At 38.7% G+C, this 19,007-nt stretch carries 17 protein-coding genes and 2 tRNA genes; 17 read left to right on the forward strand and 2 right to left on the reverse strand.

The window, feature by feature from the left end; all coding sequences use genetic code 11:
- The first annotated feature begins 53 nt into the window (after positions 1–53).
- Positions 54–428 (forward strand): DUF983 domain-containing protein, encoded by a 375-nt coding sequence (locus B2906_RS03095; protein WP_286935547.1) that lies wholly within the window; start codon positions 54–56, stop codon positions 426–428.
- On the opposite strand, the gene B2906_RS03100 is transcribed toward B2906_RS03095, so the two are convergent.
- Complete coding sequence (locus B2906_RS03100; RefSeq protein WP_286935548.1) at positions 425–1,942, reverse strand: BCCT family transporter; 1,518 nt, start codon at positions 1,940–1,942, stop codon at positions 425–427. The two genes, B2906_RS03095 and B2906_RS03100, sit on opposite strands and share 4 nt — an antisense overlap.
- Before the next feature lie 260 nt (positions 1,943–2,202).
- Here B2906_RS03100 and B2906_RS03105 point away from each other — a divergent pair, with 260 nt between their 5' ends.
- The 13 genes from B2906_RS03105 (at position 2,203) to B2906_RS03165 (ending at position 13,907) form a co-directional block, all read left to right on the forward strand.
- Positions 2,203–2,586 carry a DoxX family protein gene (locus tag B2906_RS03105; protein WP_286935549.1) on the forward strand — a complete coding sequence of 128 codons (384 nt, stop codon included), beginning with the start codon at positions 2,203–2,205 and terminating at the stop codon, positions 2,584–2,586.
- Between the two features lie 87 nt (positions 2,587–2,673).
- Positions 2,674–3,354, forward strand: coding sequence for a TetR/AcrR family transcriptional regulator (locus B2906_RS03110; RefSeq protein WP_091653794.1), 681 nt, complete (start codon positions 2,674–2,676; stop codon positions 3,352–3,354).
- Positions 3,344–5,050: a peptidase domain-containing ABC transporter gene (locus tag B2906_RS03115; protein WP_286935550.1), complete on the forward strand. Its 1,707-nt coding sequence runs from the start codon at positions 3,344–3,346 to the stop codon at positions 5,048–5,050. The genes B2906_RS03110 and B2906_RS03115 overlap by 11 nt, the downstream gene beginning before the upstream one ends.
- Positions 5,051–5,053: 3 nt before the next feature.
- On the forward strand, positions 5,054–6,409 hold the full coding sequence (locus tag B2906_RS03120) for an HlyD family secretion protein (protein WP_286935551.1): 1,356 nt from the start codon (positions 5,054–5,056) through the stop codon (positions 6,407–6,409).
- Positions 6,406–7,791 carry a TolC family protein gene (locus B2906_RS03125; protein ID WP_286935552.1) on the forward strand — a complete coding sequence of 462 codons (1,386 nt, stop codon included), beginning with the start codon at positions 6,406–6,408 and terminating at the stop codon, positions 7,789–7,791. The genes B2906_RS03120 and B2906_RS03125 overlap by 4 nt, the downstream gene beginning before the upstream one ends.
- 12 nt (positions 7,792–7,803) lie before the next feature.
- Positions 7,804–8,091: a DUF1330 domain-containing protein gene (locus tag B2906_RS03130; RefSeq protein ID WP_286935553.1), complete on the forward strand. Its 288-nt coding sequence runs from the start codon at positions 7,804–7,806 to the stop codon at positions 8,089–8,091.
- A gap of 32 nt (positions 8,092–8,123) precedes the next feature.
- Positions 8,124–8,840, forward strand: coding sequence for a hypothetical protein (locus B2906_RS03135; RefSeq protein WP_286935555.1), 717 nt, complete (start codon positions 8,124–8,126; stop codon positions 8,838–8,840).
- Between the two features lie 142 nt (positions 8,841–8,982).
- Positions 8,983–9,972 (forward strand): sugar kinase, encoded by a 990-nt coding sequence (locus B2906_RS03140; protein WP_219958849.1) that lies wholly within the window; start codon positions 8,983–8,985, stop codon positions 9,970–9,972.
- A gap of 1 nt (position 9,973) precedes the next feature.
- Positions 9,974–10,636 (forward strand): bifunctional 4-hydroxy-2-oxoglutarate aldolase/2-dehydro-3-deoxy-phosphogluconate aldolase, encoded by a 663-nt coding sequence (locus B2906_RS03145; RefSeq protein WP_286935556.1) that lies wholly within the window; start codon positions 9,974–9,976, stop codon positions 10,634–10,636.
- Between the two features lie 247 nt (positions 10,637–10,883).
- The gene (locus B2906_RS03150) at positions 10,884–11,492 is read left to right on the forward strand and encodes a TIGR04282 family arsenosugar biosynthesis glycosyltransferase (protein ID WP_219958851.1); all 609 of its coding nucleotides are present in this window, start codon (positions 10,884–10,886) and stop codon (positions 11,490–11,492) included.
- A gap of 12 nt (positions 11,493–11,504) precedes the next feature.
- On the forward strand, positions 11,505–12,134 hold the full coding sequence (locus tag B2906_RS03155) for a DUF6134 family protein (protein ID WP_219958852.1): 630 nt from the start codon (positions 11,505–11,507) through the stop codon (positions 12,132–12,134).
- A gap of 70 nt (positions 12,135–12,204) precedes the next feature.
- Positions 12,205–12,843, forward strand: coding sequence for a TIGR04283 family arsenosugar biosynthesis glycosyltransferase (locus B2906_RS03160; protein WP_286935562.1), 639 nt, complete (start codon positions 12,205–12,207; stop codon positions 12,841–12,843).
- Between the two features lie 8 nt (positions 12,844–12,851).
- On the forward strand, positions 12,852–13,907 hold the full coding sequence (locus B2906_RS03165; RefSeq protein ID WP_219958853.1) for a VOC family protein: 1,056 nt from the start codon (positions 12,852–12,854) through the stop codon (positions 13,905–13,907).
- On the opposite strand, the gene gap is transcribed toward B2906_RS03165, so the two are convergent.
- A complete protein-coding gene (gene gap / locus B2906_RS03170) occupies positions 13,904–14,920 on the reverse strand; it encodes a type I glyceraldehyde-3-phosphate dehydrogenase (RefSeq protein WP_219958854.1) in 1,017 nt (338 codons plus the stop codon). The two genes, B2906_RS03165 and gap, sit on opposite strands and share 4 nt — an antisense overlap.
- Positions 14,921–15,106: 186 nt before the next feature.
- Between gap and B2906_RS03175 the strand changes: the two genes are divergently transcribed.
- From B2906_RS03175 to B2906_RS03185, 3 genes are all read left to right on the forward strand, one after another.
- A tRNA-Glu gene (locus B2906_RS03175) sits at positions 15,107–15,178 on the forward strand.
- 96 nt (positions 15,179–15,274) lie between these two features.
- Positions 15,275–15,349 (forward strand) — tRNA-Glu (locus B2906_RS03180).
- A 176-nt stretch (positions 15,350–15,525) separates the two neighbouring features.
- Positions 15,526–18,945, forward strand: a complete 3,420-nt coding sequence (locus B2906_RS03185) for a HEAT repeat domain-containing protein (RefSeq protein WP_286935563.1) — start codon at positions 15,526–15,528, stop codon at positions 18,943–18,945.
- Positions 18,946–19,007 lie beyond the last annotated feature (62 nt).

Genomic DNA, 19,007 nt, shown 5'->3' on the forward strand with positions numbered 1-19,007 from the left:
AGTCACTGACAACTTTTGAATAATTAGTACCTTCGTGGTAAACATAAAAGAAGATGTCAAAAAGTCTAGCTGGCGCAATTGTAGAAGCCAAATGTCCACGTTGCAGGAAAGGAAATGTCTTTTCTGTTTCAATCTTTAGTTTCAATAAATTGACTGATATTAAGCATTCCTGCGAAGTATGTAATGCCAGTTTCCAGCCAGAACCGAGATTTTACGATGGAGCCATGTACATCAGTTATGCCTTTTCCGTGGCATTGGTGATAGCAGTTTTTGTGGCGATTAATGTGTTGGTAGACGTTCCCAAGCTATGGATGTATTTAACAACCATAGTGGTGATCAACTTGGTTTTGCTCCCGGCTATGCTCCGATATTCTAAAGTTCTTTACTTATATGCAGTCGGGAAACTTAAATATAAGGAAGGCTATTAAAGATATTTTTTAGGGGAGAAACTGACCAAAGTTAATCCTATACTTACCAAACTTAAAAAGAAAAGTGCTGGAAGACCACCGATCACTGAAAGGATTCTGACTCCGTCAATGCCTGAAAAGTTGATCATTATCCAGGCTGTTGCGCCTATTAAAATTCCCCAAAAGATTTTTATCGAACTGGGAACATGAAAATCATCTTCCGCTCCGCCTCGCATACTTAAACTGGCCAAGGCTTCAGTGCTGGAGTCAGCAGCAGTGACATAGGAAATAAACATGGCGATCAAAAATATTCCTGCAAAAAGGGGATAGTATCCAATTTCTTCAAAAACTAAGTAGATGATGGATTCAGGCCCCCTTTCTACAAAAGAATCTAGAAATTTATCAGGGGATATTAAAGCCAAATCGAGGGTACTTCCTCCAAAAATCCCCATCCAAATCAAACAAAATAGGGCTGGGAAAAACCAGGAAACCAAGAGGAATTCCCGCACTGTTCTTCCTATAGCAATTTTCCCTAAGAATAATGCTGTAATAGGTGCCCAAGCCATCCAAATCGCAAAATTGAAGGTAGACCAATCATAAGTCCACTGCTTTTTTTTCCCGGAGATTTGAAGGCTGAGATCAAGAAAGTTTGAGAAATATTGTTGGAAACCCAACATGATGTTCTTTAGAAATTCCCCATTAGTTAAGATCAAAAAGAGGCTTATAAAAATTAGGAAAAAACCCAAGTTGAAGAGAGATAAGTTTTTTATCCCTTTTTCTATGCCTGATTTGGCAGAAATCACAAATGTGAAGACTATTAGCAAAGTCACTACAGAGGAGGATAAAGAGAAACTCACATTAGGGAAAATATTTTGGATCCCGCCTGAAAGACTCAAGATCCCTGCTCCCAGAGATGCCGCCATCCCTGCCACCAAAGCAAAGAGACTGATCATATCTACTAATGATTCTGAAAGTTTTGATTTTTTTGTTCCCAAAGTAGGTTTAAGCATCAGCCCCAATCGAAACTTATTCTTCTTTTGATGATACATCAATCCAAAAAGCAAAGCAGGAACAGCATAGATAGCATAAGGAGTGAAGCCCCAGTGAAAAAAAAGAGCACCCAAAGCAAATGATTTTGCAGCCTCAGATTGTTGTTTGATTGGAAAGAACTCAGGAGGGAAGAGAAAATGAGAAAGTGGTTCTGCACTTCCCCAAAATAGAATTCCCACTGCAATAGTGGTACAAAGGACAATTGCAAACCAAGAAACAGTGTGTAATCGAGGTTTAGCATTTTCGCCTCCTATTCGGTATTTTCCCAAAGGGGAAAAGAATACCCATCCAATTAATAGAGTCATTAAGAAAGAAAGCCAACTAAATCCCAGTGAAAAATTAATAAGTATCCAGTTTTGGATTTCCCTCATCTTTAGATCAAAAACTCCAGGGTATAAAATGGAGAGAACTACTGCAAAAATGAGCAGAATTACGGGTGGCCAAAAAACCGATTTTCTTACTGGAAGCTCGGGAGGAAACTGCATTCAAATGATCAATTAAAAAGATTTCAAATCAATTTATAGGATTGTAAGTTATGAATATACATTTAACTGATTATCCGCATTCATGCCTGTTTCCTTATTTTCTTTGATTGGCTGGTTGGAAAACCGATGACCGAAGACCCAGCCACGGCTGGCAAGCGAAGCTTCCGGATTCTGATCCTTTTAGCAGACAATAAGCCGTATTTTGTTGTTGCTTGTAAGAAAGTGGATATCCATATACTTTTAATCCCAATCGCACTACTATGATACAAGTCTTGAAGCGTTATTCCCTTTTTGTCCTATCGGGCTTTTACATATTTGCGGGCATCAATCATTTCCTAAATCCTGAATTTTACCTCCCATTAATTCCTGATTATTTTTCAAATGCTGAATTCATCAATGTTTTGGCAGGCCTAGCTGAAATTATTCTTGGAATAGGTCTTCTGATCAAAAAGGTAAGGAGGGTAGCTATTATTGGGGTCGTTTTAATGCTATTGGCCTTTATTCCATCCCATGTTTATTTTATTCAAAAGGGATCTTGCATTGATGGTGGGCTTTGTGTTTCAAACTGGATTGGATGGATAAGACTGGTTATCATTCACCCTATTCTAATCGCTTGGCCTTTATGGTACTGGAAACAATCCTAATTATTTGTTATTATTACTAACAAAAATCGAAGCGATACTAAACCTTTTTCAAAACTGTCCGTTTCATGGGTTTAAATCAGACCAATTATGGAGGCTATTCTAAGTAAAATCAAAGTAGAAGTCAATCCTAATTTGTATCAAAAAGAGCCATTTAGCTCGGATTTGGGCACATCCATTGTTAAGGAAGGCTCCAAGCTGATTCAGGAATTGGGGATGGAAAATTTTACTTTTAAAAAACTATCCATACAAATCGGAAGTACAGAAGCAGCGATTTATCGGTATTTTGACAATAAACATAAACTTCTGCTTTACCTTACAGCCTGGTATTGGGGTTGGATGGAGCATAATTTAGTGTATAGCACGGCGAACCTGAAGGATCCGGCAGAGAGACTATCAATGGCTATTCGTTTGCTTTCAGAAGGTCCTGTCTTTACCAAAAATGAATATTTGAATCCCTCGATTCTAAGAGATATAGTGGTAAATGAGTCTCTGAAGGGTTTTTTAACAAAAGAAGTAGACGTAGAAAATGAAATTGGAATCTTTGCCCAGGTTTACAAGTTTGGTGAAAGAATAGCCAATATAATTCAGGAAATTAACCCTTCCTATAAATACCCGAAAACCTTGGTTTACACTGTTTTGGAGTCAAGTTTATTGCAGTCTTTTAATTCCCAGCATCTCCCTGGAATGACAGAAAATGGTTTGGGGGCTGCTTCACGTTTTCAATTCTTTCATCAACTGGTCGTAAACACGATTCAAAATGGCAACTAATAGCGATATAACACCCATTAAGCGCTTTTTCAGATTACTGAAAGAAGAAAAAAGTCAAGTATATTCGATTTATTTCTACGCCGTATTAAATGGTTTAATTACACTTACCTTACCTCTTGGTATTCAGGCGATTTTGAACTTTATTCTAGGAGGTAGAATATCAACATCCTGGATAATTTTGGTTCTAATTGTGGCAGCAGGTGTTGCATTTGGTGGATTTCTTCAGATTTCTCAGCTCCAAATTATGGAGAAATTGCAACAGAGAATATTCACCAAATCGGGATTGAGCATTGCTTACAGATTGCCAAGGGTAAAGGCAGAAATTCTTCATGGACAATACGGCCCTGAATTAGTCAATAGATTTTTCGATACAGTCAACTTGCAAAAAGGGCTTTCGAAAATTCTGATCGATTTCTCCACTGCCTTGCTTCAGGTAATATTTGGTTTGTTGTTGTTGTCCGTTTATCACCCAACTTTCATTCTTTTTGGAATTGCCTTGTTCGTGATTTTGGGATTGATTTTCTACATCACAGGACCAAGAGGTATGGAAACTGCCATGAAAGAGTCTTCCTACAAATACGAAACAGCTTACTGGCTGGAAGAAATAGGAAGAACCATGAATACCTTCAAATTGGTGGGGAATACTCGTTTGCCAATTTTAAGGGCTGATAAACTCTTACAGTTTTATGTGGATTTCAGATCCAAGCACTTTGCCGTTTTGATCTTCCAATACAAGATCATGATTGCATTTAAGGTATTAATTGTATCCAGTTTATTGGTTGCAGGAAGCTTACTTTTAATAAACGATCAAATCAGTATTGGACAGTTTGTAGCTGCTGAGGTAATCATTGTATTGGTGGTTAACTCTGTAGAAAAGTTGATTCTTTCTCTTGAAACTGTATATGACACATTGGTGGCAACAGAAAAGCTTGGTCATGTAATGGATTTGGAACTGGAGAATACTAGAGGCACAGAAAAAGTAATCGTATCTAATCCAAAAGGATTGAAGTTTGGAATGGAAAACGTGGTTTTTCATCCCCAGGATTCAGATCATCCTATTCTTAGAGGAATTTCTTTGACTATAGAACCCGGTAAAAAAGTCGCCGTAACTGGAAAGAGTGGCAGTGGAAAAAGTGCCTTTTTGGCTTTGCTTTCTGGATTGTATGAAGAATACGAAGGTAAAGTCATGGTCAATGATTTATCCATTGACATGATTCAATTGGAAAAATACAGATCCATGGTTGGGGATGTTTTGGAAATGGAGCAGATTTTCCACGGGACCATTCGGGAAAACATTATCGTTGGAAGAGAATATGATGATAAGCAACTTGAATCTGTATTAGAATTGGTGGATTTGAAAGAGTACGTATACCAATTGCCGAACGATTTGGAAACCAAGTTGCAACCTGAAGGAAAAGGTCTTTCAAAGCGTATAATTCAAAGTATTTTGGTGGCTAGAGCATTGATTGGCAAGCCAAAAGCGATCATTATGGAGAACGCGCTTCTTCACTTATATGAGGATGTAAAAAATCGAATCTTGGATTATTTGATTAAGGGAGATTGGACCTTGATTTTGGTAACCAAAGATGAGGAAGCCATTAAGCGAGTTGATGAAATTATTGTTATGGATCAGGGTAAAAATGTCTTCCAGGGAAATCATGAGGGCTATTTATCATTCACTTCAAATTCTAATTAAGTCATGCTGAATATTTCAAATATTAGAATCAAGGAATCTATTCCTTTCAGTGGGGCCAAAAGTTTGGTGATGACTTTACCTGTCAAAGAAAGTCAGAAGAGAGTCAGGATTTTGACAGTGATCATGTTAGTTTTCTTTGGAATGTTATTCCTTCCCTGGACTCAAAACATTAGATCTAAAGGATATGTGACAGCTTTAAGGCCTGATCAAAGACCTCAAACCATTCATTCTGTCATTGCCGGTAGGATTGAAAAGTGGTATGTAAGTGAAGGCGCCTTTGTTTCAAAAGGAGATACAATATTAAGGATATCAGAAATCAAAGATGAGTATTTTGATTCCTTGTTATTGCCTAGAACACAGCAGCAGGTTAATGCTAAAACTTTCGCAGCTAGATCATATGGGGAAAAAGTAGAGGCTTTGAAGGCTCAGATCCAGGCTTTGGAGAGAAATAACATACTCAAAATTCAACAGGCTGAGAATAAGCTCAGAATGGCAGAATTAAAAGTGGAATCGGATAGCATCAAGTTCTATCAGGCTTCTGTAAACTTTGATATTGGAAAGCAGCAGCTTGCCCGTTATGAGACTTTGTATCTTGAAGGTTTGCAGTCGCTGACTGAATTGGAATCAAGAAGACTCCGTTTTCAGGATGTAAATGCTAAATTAATTGCTGCTGAAAACGACTATTTATCCAGTCAAAATGAGCTTCTTTCCGCTCAAATTGAGTTGGGTGCGATTGACAATGAATTTAAAGATAAATTAGCGAAGGCGAGGTCCGAAATGTATACAGCCATGTCCTCTCAGTTTGATACGGAGGCTACAGTTTCCAAACTGGAAAACACCTATTCGAATTATGAAGCTAGGACTGGCTTTAGATATATTCTGGCACCGCAAGATGGATACTTAGCGAGAGCGATCCAGGTAGGTTTAGGCGAGACCATCAAAGAAGGTGATCCAATTCTCAACATAGTACCGGCTGAAGCTGCTTTGGCAGTAGAAATGTATGTGCAGCCTGTAGATCTTCCATTGATTAAGGTTGGAAATAAGGTAAGATTCATTTTCGATGGATGGCCTGCAATTGTTTTCTCTGGTTGGCCTCAGATTTCTAATGGTACATTCGGTGGGGTTGTAGTAGCAATAGACCAATTTGCAGGAAATAATAATCAATATCGTGTTTTAGTAATCGAAGATCCAGAAGAAGAAGCTTGGCCAGAGATGCTAAGAATCGGGTCTGGAGCTGATGGAATCGCTCTTCTTAACGATGTGCCGGTATGGTATGAAATCTGGCGTCAGTTGAATGGATTCCCTGCTGATTATTACACGCAGGAACAAAAAGATGCATTAGCCAAGGAAAAGAAATGAGATATTTCTTCATCGTTTTAGGTCTTTTTCTATCCTCTTTGACTTATAGTCAAGCAGCTGATACCCTGAGAGCGGAAACCTTCATTTCTTGGTTGCAGGCCTATCATCCCATGGCTAGGCAGGCAGAAATCCAGCTGGAATTCGGGGATATGGAATTGAGAACAGCTAGGGGAGCATTTGATCCCTTAGTGTATGGAGACCTTGACAGCAAGCAATACAAAGAGACCAATTATTATGACAAGCGGGAAGCAGGAGTAATTATTCCCACTTGGGCTGGAATTGAGTTGAACGGTACATTTGAACAGAATAATGGACAGTTTCTGAATGAGGAGAGAACTGTTCCATCTGGAGGATTATTTGCAGCAGGCGCTGCGGTTAATTTGGGTCAAGGATTGATTTTGGATGAAAGAAGGGCAAGTTTGAGACAGGCTCAGATTTATCAGCAGTCCACAGAAGTTGAGCGAGCTAGAATGCTCAATGAACTCTATGTAAGAGGATATGAGGCTTATTGGAACTGGGCATTAACTTATGCCAATCAAGAAGCCTTGGAAGAAGCTGTGAGACTTACACAATTCCGGTTTGAGGGAATAGTAAGTTCTTATAAGCAGGGCGACGTAGCCGCTATTGACACGGTTGAAGCCTATTCTCAATTGCTTAACAGGCAGTATAGACTACAAAATGCCAGAAATGAGTATTTCGCAGCTACTCAATTCTTAAGCGCATTTCTTTGGAGTGAGGATGGATTTCCCATGGTTTTGGATGAGCAAACTATCCCTGAAAATCTGGAAATTGATTTGTCTTTAGTCCTAAACCCTGAGGAATTAAGAACTCTGATTGCCAATCATCCAGAACTTCAATTGGTAGATTACGAATTGGCGGGCTTGGAAATCGACAGAAAACTCAAGGCGCAGTCGCTTTTGCCAGTGGTTAAGCTTAAGTACAATTTCTTGGTTGAGACCTTTGACGGATTTCAGGAAGCACCGTTTTTTGAGAACAATTACAAATTTGGGCTTTCAGTTTATACTCCATTGCTTTGGAGAAAAGCTCGAGGTTCTTTAGGGTTAGCAAAAGCTAAAATTGACTTCAAACAAAACTCCAGAGACATCAAAGCATTGGAACTTAGAACCAAACTAGAAGCTGAGATTAATAACTTCTCTGCTTTGAGTACACAGGTTCAGGTCTTTTCAGAAAATGTATTCAGTCTTCAAAGATTATTGGATGCCGAAATCCGGAAGTTTGACATGGGAGAGAGTAGTTTGTTCTTGGTCAATGCCCGTGAGGTTTCGGTCTTTGACTCGAGACTGACTTTGAACCAATTAATTGCAAAAAGGAAAGTTGCTGTAGCCAAGGCAAGGTTTGCTGCGGGTATAGGATTTGAATAATTAAAAAAGAATATGCCAGCTTATATTATTGTTGAAGTTGATATTACCGATCAGGCTCAGTATGAGGAGTACAAAAAATTAACTCCTGCCACTGTTGAAAAATACGGAGGGAAATTTGTGCTTCGAGGGCAGCCTGTGGAAGCGCTTGAAGGCAAATGGAATCACGATAGATTGGTGATGTTGCAGTTCCCAGATGGGAAAAGTGCAAAAAGTTGGTACAATTCAAAGGAATATCAAGAAGCAAAGGAAATTCGATCAAAAGCAGGCTCAGCCAAATTTTTTCTTATCGAATCTGAATAATTGGCATTTTTATTGGTGTGTAATACAAATAAATGGATTTGAGTTATCTAATCGCCTCAAATCCATTCAAAATATTTGTTTCACATAACCATAAAGTTCAATCATCTTTAAAAATTATTCAAATGAAAAAGAATTACTTCTTTGCTAAGAGTTTTTTAATTCTAGCAGCATCGTCCTTAATCGTAACGTCCTGTATGACAGATACAGAGGGTCCTTTAGAAGAATCAATACTAACTGAGAAAGCTCTGGAAGTTACTGATTCAGAAGGTGGTGAGAATTTGAGAAAAGGTAAAACTCTAAAATACCAAGAGAAATTTATTAATGAAATTGAGCTTCAGTTTATTGGTTCTGCTTTATTTCTACCAGGAGAAGGTACAGGCAACGCGACTTTTATGGGTAAAGCAAAATCTTATATTAATCAAATGGTAGTTTCTGAAAATCAGTCAATAGGAGCACCAGTTAGTTTGATTTATGAAAATGACCTAAAAGATTTAGGTATTGAAAATTTGCCTGATAACGTTCACTCAGTAACTGTAGACAAAAAGGGTAATGCAATATTTTTTAGCACCCCTGAAAATAATGCCGTAGAAGTAAATGATGAACGGACTGAATTTTCTGCAATAGTATTTATTATTGGTGGTACAGGGATATTTAAAGATGCAAGCGGAAAAGGCATTGTAAATGGTTTTTATAATCCCAATACTTTCATTGGTGAAACTGTTTTGTCTGCGGATATTACTTTCAATTAAATTATTATTTGTTCGAACAAGGCGGCCTCGGTCGCCTTTTTTTATGCCCTGAAATGGATTCCGCTATTTTTTATATTGAAGAAGGGGGACTTTCGGTCGCTATTTTCTAATTTGGAAGACATACCAACCAATTCTCTTTTTCATGAATAAAATAATCACTCTGGGAGAAGTGATGCTGCGGTTATCTCCGGCAGATAATAGAAGATTTGCTCAGGCTAATTCTTTTCAAATAGATTTTGGAGGCTCAGAAGCAAATGTCGGGGCAGCTTTAGCTTACTGGGGAGAACATGTTTCCCATGTGACAGCCTTTCCAGATGATGAATTGGGTAAAAGGGCTGTATCCGAATTACGAAAAAGTGGCTTGGATACCAGTTTAATAAGCTTTTTGCCCGGAAGATTGGGCTTGTATTATTTGGAAAATGGGAGTTTACAAAGAAGCTCAAAAATCATCTATGATCGATTCGGTTCAAGTTTTTCGAAATATGATGGAAGCGATAAGAACTGGGAGAAAGAATTAGAAGGAGTTACTTGGGTTCATTGGTCAGGTATCAGTCCTGCTATTTCACAAGAAGCTGCGGATTTAACTTACAGAATTCTGAAAATAGCCAGAAGCAAAAATATTGAAGTATCGGGGGATATTAATTATAGAAGTAATCTCTGGCAATATGGGAAAATGGCGCATGAAGTAATGCCTGAGTTAATTGAGCTTTCTTCAGTTTTGATAGCAGGAACCAGAGATTTTAATCAATGCTTAAACAAGGACTTTAATGATTTTAGTGAGGCTAAAGCCTATGCTTTTGAAAAATACCCTCAGTTGAAGTTCATCGCCAAAACCAATAGAAAAACTCATTCAGCCAGCCACAATTCTTTAGATGCAGAACTTCACAGTAAGGAGCAGGTTTGGAATTCGAAAAATTATGAGGTGAATCCCATATTAGACCGGGTAGGTACAGGTGATGCATTTGCTGCCGGATTAATTCTTGGCCTCAGAAAAAATGATCCCAAATGGGCAATAGAATTTGGAATGGCTGCAGGAGTCCTGAAACATGCGGTGCATGGAGACTTATTATTATCTTCCATAGAAGAAGTTCAGGAGGTCGCCGACGGCACATCAGGAAAAATCAAAAGATGATATGAGAAACACTGAAAGCCCATTTATCAAACAAATAAATCAGGCAGGACTAATGCCCATTTTTTACCATTCCAGTGAGGAGGTTTGCTTAAGTATTTTGAAGGTTGCTTATGATTCAGGAATCAGGGTCATTGAATTAGTCAATAGGGGTTCGGAAGCAACAAAAATATTTCCTAGCCTTAGGAAATTGGCAAATCAATTACCGGGACTAAGCCTAGGGATAGGAACAATTTATCATCCCTATGAAGCTGAAGAATTTTTAGAAATGGGTGCTGAATTTATTGTCGCTCCGGTAATGAATCCTCGACTTGGGGAGTACTGTAGCCGAAACGATGTGCCTTGGGTTCCTGGGTGTGGAACAGTTACTGAGATTTGGCAAGCTCAAGAACTGGGAGCAGAGTTGGTGAAAATCTATCCGGCAAACTTGCTCACTCCAGAATTTGTCCCTGCTGTGCATGCGGTCTTACCAAAAATTGAAATTATCCCAACCGGCGGAATTGAACCTACATTGGAAAGTATCAAGCCTTGGTTTGATGCAGGTGTACTCTGTGTGGGAATGGGCTCTCAATTAATTCGAAAAGACTGGGTTCAATCCGGCAATTATGAGCAGCTAGGCAAAGCTTTTAAGCAGGCGGTTAATTTGGTCGAACAAATCAAGTCATAGAATAACATGGGCTTTGATTTTATTTTTTTGCAATAAATTGGGTTTCCCAATTTAAGATTGACAATCATCAAAAATCAAGATTAATCCTTCCTTTAGGATTACTTCGTATTTTATTTCCTAATTTGGATTTTCTTAGGCTTTATCACCTTCAGAAAATTTTATTTAGCCTTAATCTCCCTTGAGTTTAAAACTTTTTAAGGTTTCTAAACTTAAGGTAATGTGTTTTATCCCTAACGAGTAAATTGAAATGAGTCTTTACAATTCAGCAATTATCATATTTCAAAAAAATGCCCAAAAAGGAAGAGTAAAAACCCGACTTGCGGCAACTATTGGAGATGAAGAAGCTTTAAAAGTATACCGCCTTCTTACAGAATATACCCATCAGGTATGCCTTGAATTAGATTGTCCAAAGTTTCTTTATTTTTCAGATTTTATCACAGATTCAGAGAGCAGGGATCATTACGAACTGAGAGTTCAAGATGGAAAAGATCTCGGAGAAAGAATGAAAAATGCCTTTGAAGCGTTATTTGAAGCTGGATACGAAAAAATATTAATCTTAGGAACTGATTGTGCTGAATTGGATGCGACAATTTTGAAAAAAGCATTCAAAGATCTCAAAAATGAGGAGGTCGTAATTGGACCGGCTAGAGATGGTGGGTACTATTTATTAGGCATGTCAAAATTTGTTCCTGAACTTTTTGAAGATATGCCTTGGAGTACCAAAGATGTGGCTCCAGAAACTATGAAAAGGTTGAATGAACTTTCTATCCCTTTTACAACGCTACCTACACTATCTGATGTGGACAACGAAGCGGATTGGGAACGTGTTAAAGGAAAGTTTGTATTTCAGGGGTAATTGATCAAGAACATGTGTACCAAGCGTCTAGATGCAATGATCAGGTCTATTTTCTTCCTTTTATTATTGCAAATATTTCTTTTTACCAATTCCTATAGTCAATCTGTCCAGGAAAAGCGTCAGTTTGAAATCAAAGTGGCAGGAATTAAAATCGGTGATTTGGAAGCTCAACAAGTCAAAGAAAATTTAAACACGAATTATAGCCTTAAGAGTAGTGTGAGCTTTTGGTTTTTCGGGAAGTTATTCGTGGACTTTTTAATCAATGCAAAATATGGAGAAGACAGATTGTTGAATTCAATTGCAGACCTTAAATCTAATAGGGGTGAGTTTTTATCTACAATTATCTGGAAAAAGAATTTCTATGAAGTAGATGCAAATACTTATAAATTCGAAAACACAGATCCTGTCAAGGAATCAATTGACCTTTCTGTCAGCAAGCTCTATTTCAAAAAACCCAAGCACAATCAATTATTAATATCTGAAACATATGGCTTGGTTAGTCTAGTCAAAGAAGTTGAACCGAATGTGTTCGAAATAGAAATAGATGGCAACAGAAATCAATTTCATTACAAGGGTGATGAATTGGATAAAGTAATTATCCAAAACCCCATAAAAAACTATGTAATCCAGAGAGTGTATTGAGCGAAGAGAATTCTTGTATGTTTTTATCCATCATCATCCCAATTTACAACGAAGAAAAAAATCTAAAGGAATGCTTCCTTTGTTGATTCAAAATTCTCCCAAATCGGATAGAGAAATCCTGGTAGTAGATGCAGCAAGTACCGATCAAAGTAAAGAGGTATGTCATCAACTGGGAGTAAAATATATTCTGGCTTCAGAAGCCTCTAGAGCAGCTCAAATGAACAAAGGGGCTGCTGAAGCTAAGGGTTCGGTATTGTATTTTGTGCATGCGGATTCTAGACCAAAAGAAAGTTTTTTTGAGGATATTTCTTTAGCTATTTCCGGTGGAAAAAAAGCGGGTTGTTATCGCTATAAGTTTGATTCAGATAGTTGGATGCTAAAAATCAATGGTTGGTTTACCCGATTCAATGGCCTGTTTGCAGGGGGTGGGGATCAGACCTTATTCATCCAAAAAAGCTTTTTTGAAGAATTGGAAGGATTCGATGAAGAATACTGTATCATGGAGGATTTTGATTTGGTCAAAAGAATCAAGGCAGTTTCAGATTTTCATATCATTCCCAAATCAATAATAGTTTCCGCTAGGAAATATGACGAAAACAGCTGGTTAAGGGTTCAAATAGCCAATTTGGTTGCATTTGCATACTTCCTGATGAAATATCCGCCGTCTAAAATTAAATCTGCTTATTTCCAATTATTAAAACATCGATAGGAGCTCTTATGACAGGTTATTCAATCAATGGAATTCAGCAAGTAGGTATTGGCGTAGAAAATGCAACCGAGGCCTGGAAATGGTACAGAAAAGCATTTGGCATGAACGTGCCTATCTTTGAGGATAAGGCAGAAGCCAAGTTGATGACTCGCTATACTAGTGGGAAGGTGCATAGTAGACATGCCATTTTAGCCATGAATATGCAAGGGGGAGGCGGTTTCGAAATTTGGCAATACGAATCCAAAAAACCACAAAAAGCAGACTTTGATCTTGATTTTAGAAACCTTGGAATTTTGGCTGTTAAAATTCGATGTAGACAAATTGAAGGCTGCTTTAATCATCTGAAGAAAATAGGAGCTCAAATATTGACTGAGCCTTGTAAAGATCCTCTGGGAGTTTCACACTTTTTCATCAAAGATCCATTCGGAAACACATTCGAGCTAAGAGAAAATTCTTCCTGGTTTAGTCAGTCGGAAGCCTTAACTGGAGGTGTTTGTGGCGTAACTATTGGCACCAGCTCCATTGATCAGTCACTTTCATTGTACCAAAACCTTTTACAGCATCCTCATCAACTTTTGGATCAAACTGAAAAATGGGAAGACCTACCAACCCAGAAGTTAGATTCTGCTTCATTTAGACGGGTTTTTCTTCAGAATAATCAAAGTCCTACTGGAGCATTTGGCAAACTTCTCTGTCAAAATCAGATTGAATTGCTCGAATATCAAGGGGATAAAGGAGTTCCAGTATTTGAAAATCGAGATTGGGGAGACCTGGGCTTTATCCATGTTTGCTTTGATGTGAATCAAATGGATGAACTCAAATCCAAAAGTCAGGATATGAATTTGGCCTTTACAGTGGATAGCCAGAATAATTTTGACATGGGAGAGGCCGCAGGAAGGTTTTCATATTTAGAAGACCTTGACGGTACTTTGATTGAATTTGTGGAGACTTACCGTGTACCTATTTTTAAAAAACTGGGACTTTATTTCAAACTCAAGGAAAATCAAAAGCCTTTACCAAATATTATGGTAAAGGCCTTAGGATTGAATAGGGTCAAAGATTAGTGAATATTCACTGAAATTCTTTTGGCGAGTTCAACTAGCCTATTGGCATAACCTGCTTCGTTGTCATACCAGCCTACTATCTTCACCAAGTTGCCTTTAGAAGAAGTAAGCGCTGCATCTAAAATGCAGGAGTATGGATTGCCAATAATATCCATGGAGACGATGGGATCTTTCTCCACCTGAATGATTCCTTTTAAGTTACCTTGGGCAGCCTTCTCAAATGCAGAATTAATCTCTTCAACGGATGCCTCTTTTTCCAAAGAAATTATCAAATCCGTCAAAGAACCGTCAGGAACTGGAACTCTCATGGCAGATGCTTCGATTTTTCCGTCCAAAGCAGGCATGACACGGTCCAAAGCCTTTCCTGCATTGGTGGTGGTAGGAATGATGCTATATGCAGCAGCGCGGGCTCTCCTGAGGTCTCTATGAGGTGCATCATGGAGGTTTTGATCATTGGTATAGGAGTGAACAGTGGATGCATAGCCTTTCACTATTCCAAAGTTCTCTTCCAAGACCTGGACCATCGGAGCAAGGCAATTTGTGGTACAAGATGCGTTGGAAATGATTTTCTCTTCTCCTGTAAGAATAGAATCATTCACACCCAGTACCACCATTTTAATACCCGGATCCTGAGAAGGTGCTGAAATAATGACTTTCTTAGCACCTGCATGAAGATGCTTTTCAGCATTTTCTCTGTCGGTAAATCTACCTGTGCTTTCTATAACCACATCAATATCCAATTCCTTCCAGGGAAGTTTGTCAGGAGATGATTGGCTGAGTAATTTGATTTTTTGATCACCAACATTCAGGATGGATTGATTGACCGATATCTCTAAATCCAACTTTCCATGTATGGAGTCATATTTCAGCAAATGAGCGATGGCTTTATCATCTGCCAAGTCATTGATTGCTATTAATTCAAAGTCGGGATTTTCTATTAAAAGTTTTGCAGTATACCTTCCTATTCTTCCAAAGCCATTGATGGCAATTCTCGTCTTGGGTTTATATGACATGAGTCTATTTATTGAATCGTAAAATTAGAAAAAGGATTACAGGGATTGAAATGAAATTTTAATTGCTTTGGTTCAGGTTTTTAGGTGAAATACAGAAGAAATTTTTGTGGGCACTTTGCTATTCTAAAACCAAGCCTCTATATTTGCACAACATTTCAGGAAAGGACGTTTTCTGAATCTTTTAATGGTCCGTTCGTCTAGGGGTTAGGACGCATCCCTTTCACGGATGAAACACGGGTTCGATTCCCGTACGGACTACTATATTGCTGATTATCAAGTGACTAGCTTGATTTGAGAATTTAAGATTTTCATTCATAATCAGTGCAACTTCTTGATAATTTTTCAACCCCAAATGGTCCGTTCGTCTAGGGGTTAGGACGCATCCCTTTCACGGATGAAACACGGGTTCGATTCCCGTACGGACTACCAAAGTAACTCGTTTACTGAGTTTAAAAGCATTTTTGTTTTATGGTTGTTAGTGGTTAAAGTGAACAAAATCCCGACTTCTGGTCGGGATTTTTGTTTTACAGCATTTTTGATCAACGGAAAATACTCCCTTAATCATTTTGATTATTTTGCATTTGTCAAACCTATTATTTGTCAATATGCATCAATCCCAAAACCTATTTTCCAATTTGATAGCTTTGCTTCTAATTGGAACTGTCACCTTATCCTCCTGTAAAAAAGAAGAGCCGGTTGATTTAAGGATCAAAACTTTTACCCTAGAGCAACTCAGTCCTCAAGCTGAAGCGGCAAGAGCTCAAATTAATCCTGTTCTCAAAGATGGTCTCAAGCTCTCTATTTGGGGAGTTGATTCCTTGGTATATGACCCAATTTCAATTCATATCAATGATCAGGGGGAATTATTTTATTCCAGAACAAACCGACAGAAAAATTCTGAATTTGATATTAGAGGTCATCAGGATTGGGAAATCAGATCCATTGCCTTGCAGAATATTGAAGACAAAAGAGCATTTCTAAGAGCTGAATTATCTCCAGAAAGAAGTGAGTTCAACACTTGGTTAGAAGATTTGAATGGTGACGGTTCCCATGATTGGAGAGACATGACTGTGGAAAAGGAGCATATCTATAAATTAAAAGATACTGATGGAGATGGGCTTGCAGATTTTTCACAATTGATCTTAGAGGATTTCAACGATGAGGTGACTGATGTAGCCGGAGCTGTGATGATGGGCGAAGATGCGCTCTATGTTGGTGTGGGACCTGATATGTGGAGATTGGTTGACAAAAATGGAGATGGTATCATGGACGATAAAACCTCCATTTCACATGGCTATGGGATTCATATTGGATTTGGAGCTCATGGGATGTCAGGATTGGAAATGGGGCCTGATGGCCGTGTTTACTGGGGAATTGGAGACATTGGTTTTAATGGAAAAGGACCAGATGGCCAGGAATGGAAATATCCGAATAGAGGAGTTATAGCTAGGGCTAATCCAGATGGCTCTGATTTTGAAATTTTTGCCATGGGTGTCAGAAATACCCATGAATTTGTTTTCGATGCGCATAATAATTTGATTTCCGTTGACAACGATGGAGATCATCCTGGAGAAAAAGAAAGATTGGTCTACCTGACTAACGGCTCCGATACTGGCTGGAGAATCAACTGGCAATTTGGAAAATATCGTGATCCCGATAACAATGCTTATAAGGTTTGGATGGATGAGCGCTATTTTATTCCCCGCTGGGAATCTCAGGCAGCCTTTATTACTCCACCCATTGCCAATTATGTATCCGGGCCAACAGGTATGGTTTTCAACCCAGGATCTGGTTTAGGCCCCAAATGGAAGGATCATTTCTTTGTAGTTGAATTTGTAGGAAATGCTGCCAACTCAGGTATTCATGCGTTCACTTTGGAACCTAAGGGAGCGAGTTTTGAACTGAAGTCAACGGAAAGAATATTGTCCGGGGTTTTACCTACAGGAATGGATTTTGGTCCGGAAGGATCATTGTATTTTGCTGATTGGGTTGATGGATGGGGTACCAAAAACTATGGACGAATTTGGAAATTGGAAGATGAAGAGGCTATTAACTGGGAGCTACAAAAAGATACTGAAAAGGAGCTTAAGGCCGATTTCAAGAAATTAAAGGAATCTGAATTACAAAGCAGACTGTTTCACCAAGATTTGAGAGTTCGAAGAAAGTCTCAATTCGAATTAGCCAAAAGAGGAGAGAAGGGTGCAAAGGTTTTTGAGACAGTTCTGAAAGATCAATCGAACCAATATGCCAGAATCCACGCGATAGTAGGCTTGAGTCAATTAGCAAGAATGGAGTCAATGGACTATGCGAATGCGATTGTTCCATTTTTAAAAGACAAAGATCCTGAAATCAAAGCCCAATCAGCTAAATGGTTAGGAGATATTCGCTATAAAAAAGCAAGCAAGGAATTAATTGCCAACCTAAAGGATTCTAATGCAAGAGCTCAGTTTTTTGCGGCAGAGGCATTGGGAAGAGCCGCCGAAAAAAGTGCTACTGAACCATTAATTCATCTTTTGGAACAAAATAGTGATGAAGATGCCTACCTCAGACATGCTGCAAGTTTGGCATTAGCCAGAATAGGTGAAGAAGCTAAAATCACTGCCTTATCCAATCATCCCTCGGCAGCTGTTAGAATGGGAGCTGTTTTGGCTTTAAGAAGATTAGAAAGCCCTGGTTTAGCTAATTTCTTACAAGACTCGGAGGAGTTAATCGTAACTGAAGCTGCGAGGGCGATTCACGATGATTTTTCAGTAACGGAAGCTATGCCAGCTTTAGCAGCACTTTTGAATCAAACTCCATTTACGAACGAGCCATTGGTTAGAAGAATTATTAGTGCAAATCAGCGAATTGGCGGAGAAGAACAGTTAAATCATGTACTGTCCTATGTTTCCAGGAGCAATGTGCCAGAATCCCTCAAATTGGAGGCTATAGCTGCAGTTGGAACTTGGGTTAAACCATCTCTTGTAGATAGAGTGGATGGAAGATTCCGTGGAGAGGTTAAAAGAGAAGGTTCTTTATTTCGTGAAAAAAGTAAGGATGTATTGATCGCTGGCTTATCAAGTTCTCAGATGGAAGTTAGGAAGGAAGCTGCCAAAGCCATTGGTAAGTTAGGAATTCAAGAGGCATCGGAAGCCCTCTTAGCCAAATTAAAAACTGACCCTTATGAATCAGTGAAAATAGAAGCACTCACAGCCTTAGAAAGAATGAAGGCTACTGAATTAGCTCAAGCTATTACTTTGGCCATGAAAGACAGCAATCAAGGGGTCAGAGTTGCAGGCTTGGGCTTACTTTCCCAAACGTCAATTCCAGCTGAGCAAAAGGTTAGCCTCTTGATGGATATTATTGATAAAAGAACAAGTCCGGAAAAGCAAAGGGCTTTATTAACTCTAGGAAGCATGGAAAACAGCGCTTCGTTTAAGGAATGGAATTCCATTTTGGCTTCCTTCTCTAAAGGTGATTTACCAAGTAGCACTTGGATTGAATTAGAAGAAGCTATCGATGCAACATCATCCAATGAATTGAAATCTCAGTTTAACAAAATGCTGGAGCAAAAGACCGGAGGAGAGTCATGGAAACTCTATGCTGGAGCCTTGGCAGAAGGAAATGTACGGGCCGGGAGATCTATTTTCTTTCAAAACCAGACTGCGCAATGTATTCGTTGCCATGCGTATGATGACATGGGTGGAAACGCTGGTCCTAAGTTAAATGGAGTGGCCAATAAATTAAGTCGAGAGGAATTATTGATTGCGCTAGTAGAGCCTAGTAAAAGAATAGCTCCTGGTTTTGGTTTTATTACATTGGAATTAAAAAATGGAGAAAGCATAACTGGCACTTATTTGGGAGAGAGTCAAGCTGGAGTAACTATTAAAGTTGGATCCAACCCTGAAAAAACCTATTCGGAAGCAGAGATTCAAAGCAAAAAATTAGCATCGTCAAGTATGCCAAATCAAGGAGAACTTCTCAGCAAGAGAGAAATCAGGGATTTGGTGAGTTTCTTAAGTACTTTGAATAAGGAAGAAGAGTAGGTTAGAAGTCTGAATGCTGAAGTGTGAAAGCTGAAAAGTGTGTACATCCCTAAATAACGTTG

The organism is Algoriphagus sp. UBA3586, from assembly GCF_002376385.1.
Lineage (GTDB): Bacteria > Bacteroidota > Bacteroidia > Cytophagales > Cyclobacteriaceae > Algoriphagus > Algoriphagus ornithinivorans.

Excerpts from the sequence above, each read along its gene's own strand:
- B2906_RS03130 (WP_286935553.1), top strand. The coding sequence starts at position 7,804 with ATGCCAGCTTATATTATTGTTGAAGTTGATATTACCGATCAGGCTCAG.
- B2906_RS03110 (WP_091653794.1), top strand. The coding sequence starts at position 2,674 with ATGGAGGCTATTCTAAGTAAAATCAAAGTAGAAGTCAATCCTAATTTG.
- B2906_RS03165 (WP_219958853.1), top strand. The coding sequence starts at position 12,852 with ATGACAGGTTATTCAATCAATGGAATTCAGCAAGTAGGTATTGGCGTA.
- B2906_RS03125 (WP_286935552.1), top strand. The coding sequence starts at position 6,406 with ATGAGATATTTCTTCATCGTTTTAGGTCTTTTTCTATCCTCTTTGACT.
- B2906_RS03155 (WP_219958852.1), top strand. The coding sequence starts at position 11,505 with ATGTGTACCAAGCGTCTAGATGCAATGATCAGGTCTATTTTCTTCCTT.
- B2906_RS03105 (WP_286935549.1), top strand. The coding sequence starts at position 2,203 with ATGATACAAGTCTTGAAGCGTTATTCCCTTTTTGTCCTATCGGGCTTT.
- B2906_RS03120 (WP_286935551.1), top strand. The coding sequence starts at position 5,054 with ATGCTGAATATTTCAAATATTAGAATCAAGGAATCTATTCCTTTCAGT.
- B2906_RS03095 (WP_286935547.1), top strand. The coding sequence starts at position 54 with ATGTCAAAAAGTCTAGCTGGCGCAATTGTAGAAGCCAAATGTCCACGT.
- B2906_RS03100 (WP_286935548.1), bottom strand. The coding sequence starts at position 1,942 with ATGCAGTTTCCTCCCGAGCTTCCAGTAAGAAAATCGGTTTTTTGGCCA.
- B2906_RS03160 (WP_286935562.1), top strand. The coding sequence starts at position 12,205 with ATGCTTCCTTTGTTGATTCAAAATTCTCCCAAATCGGATAGAGAAATC.
- B2906_RS03145 (WP_286935556.1), top strand. The coding sequence starts at position 9,974 with ATGAGAAACACTGAAAGCCCATTTATCAAACAAATAAATCAGGCAGGA.
- B2906_RS03185 (WP_286935563.1), top strand. The coding sequence starts at position 15,526 with ATGCATCAATCCCAAAACCTATTTTCCAATTTGATAGCTTTGCTTCTA.
- B2906_RS03115 (WP_286935550.1), top strand. The coding sequence starts at position 3,344 with ATGGCAACTAATAGCGATATAACACCCATTAAGCGCTTTTTCAGATTA.
- gap (WP_219958854.1), bottom strand. The coding sequence starts at position 14,920 with ATGTCATATAAACCCAAGACGAGAATTGCCATCAATGGCTTTGGAAGA.
- B2906_RS03135 (WP_286935555.1), top strand. The coding sequence starts at position 8,124 with ATGGATTTGAGTTATCTAATCGCCTCAAATCCATTCAAAATATTTGTT.
- B2906_RS03140 (WP_219958849.1), top strand. The coding sequence starts at position 8,983 with ATGAATAAAATAATCACTCTGGGAGAAGTGATGCTGCGGTTATCTCCG.
- B2906_RS03150 (WP_219958851.1), top strand. The coding sequence starts at position 10,884 with ATGAGTCTTTACAATTCAGCAATTATCATATTTCAAAAAAATGCCCAA.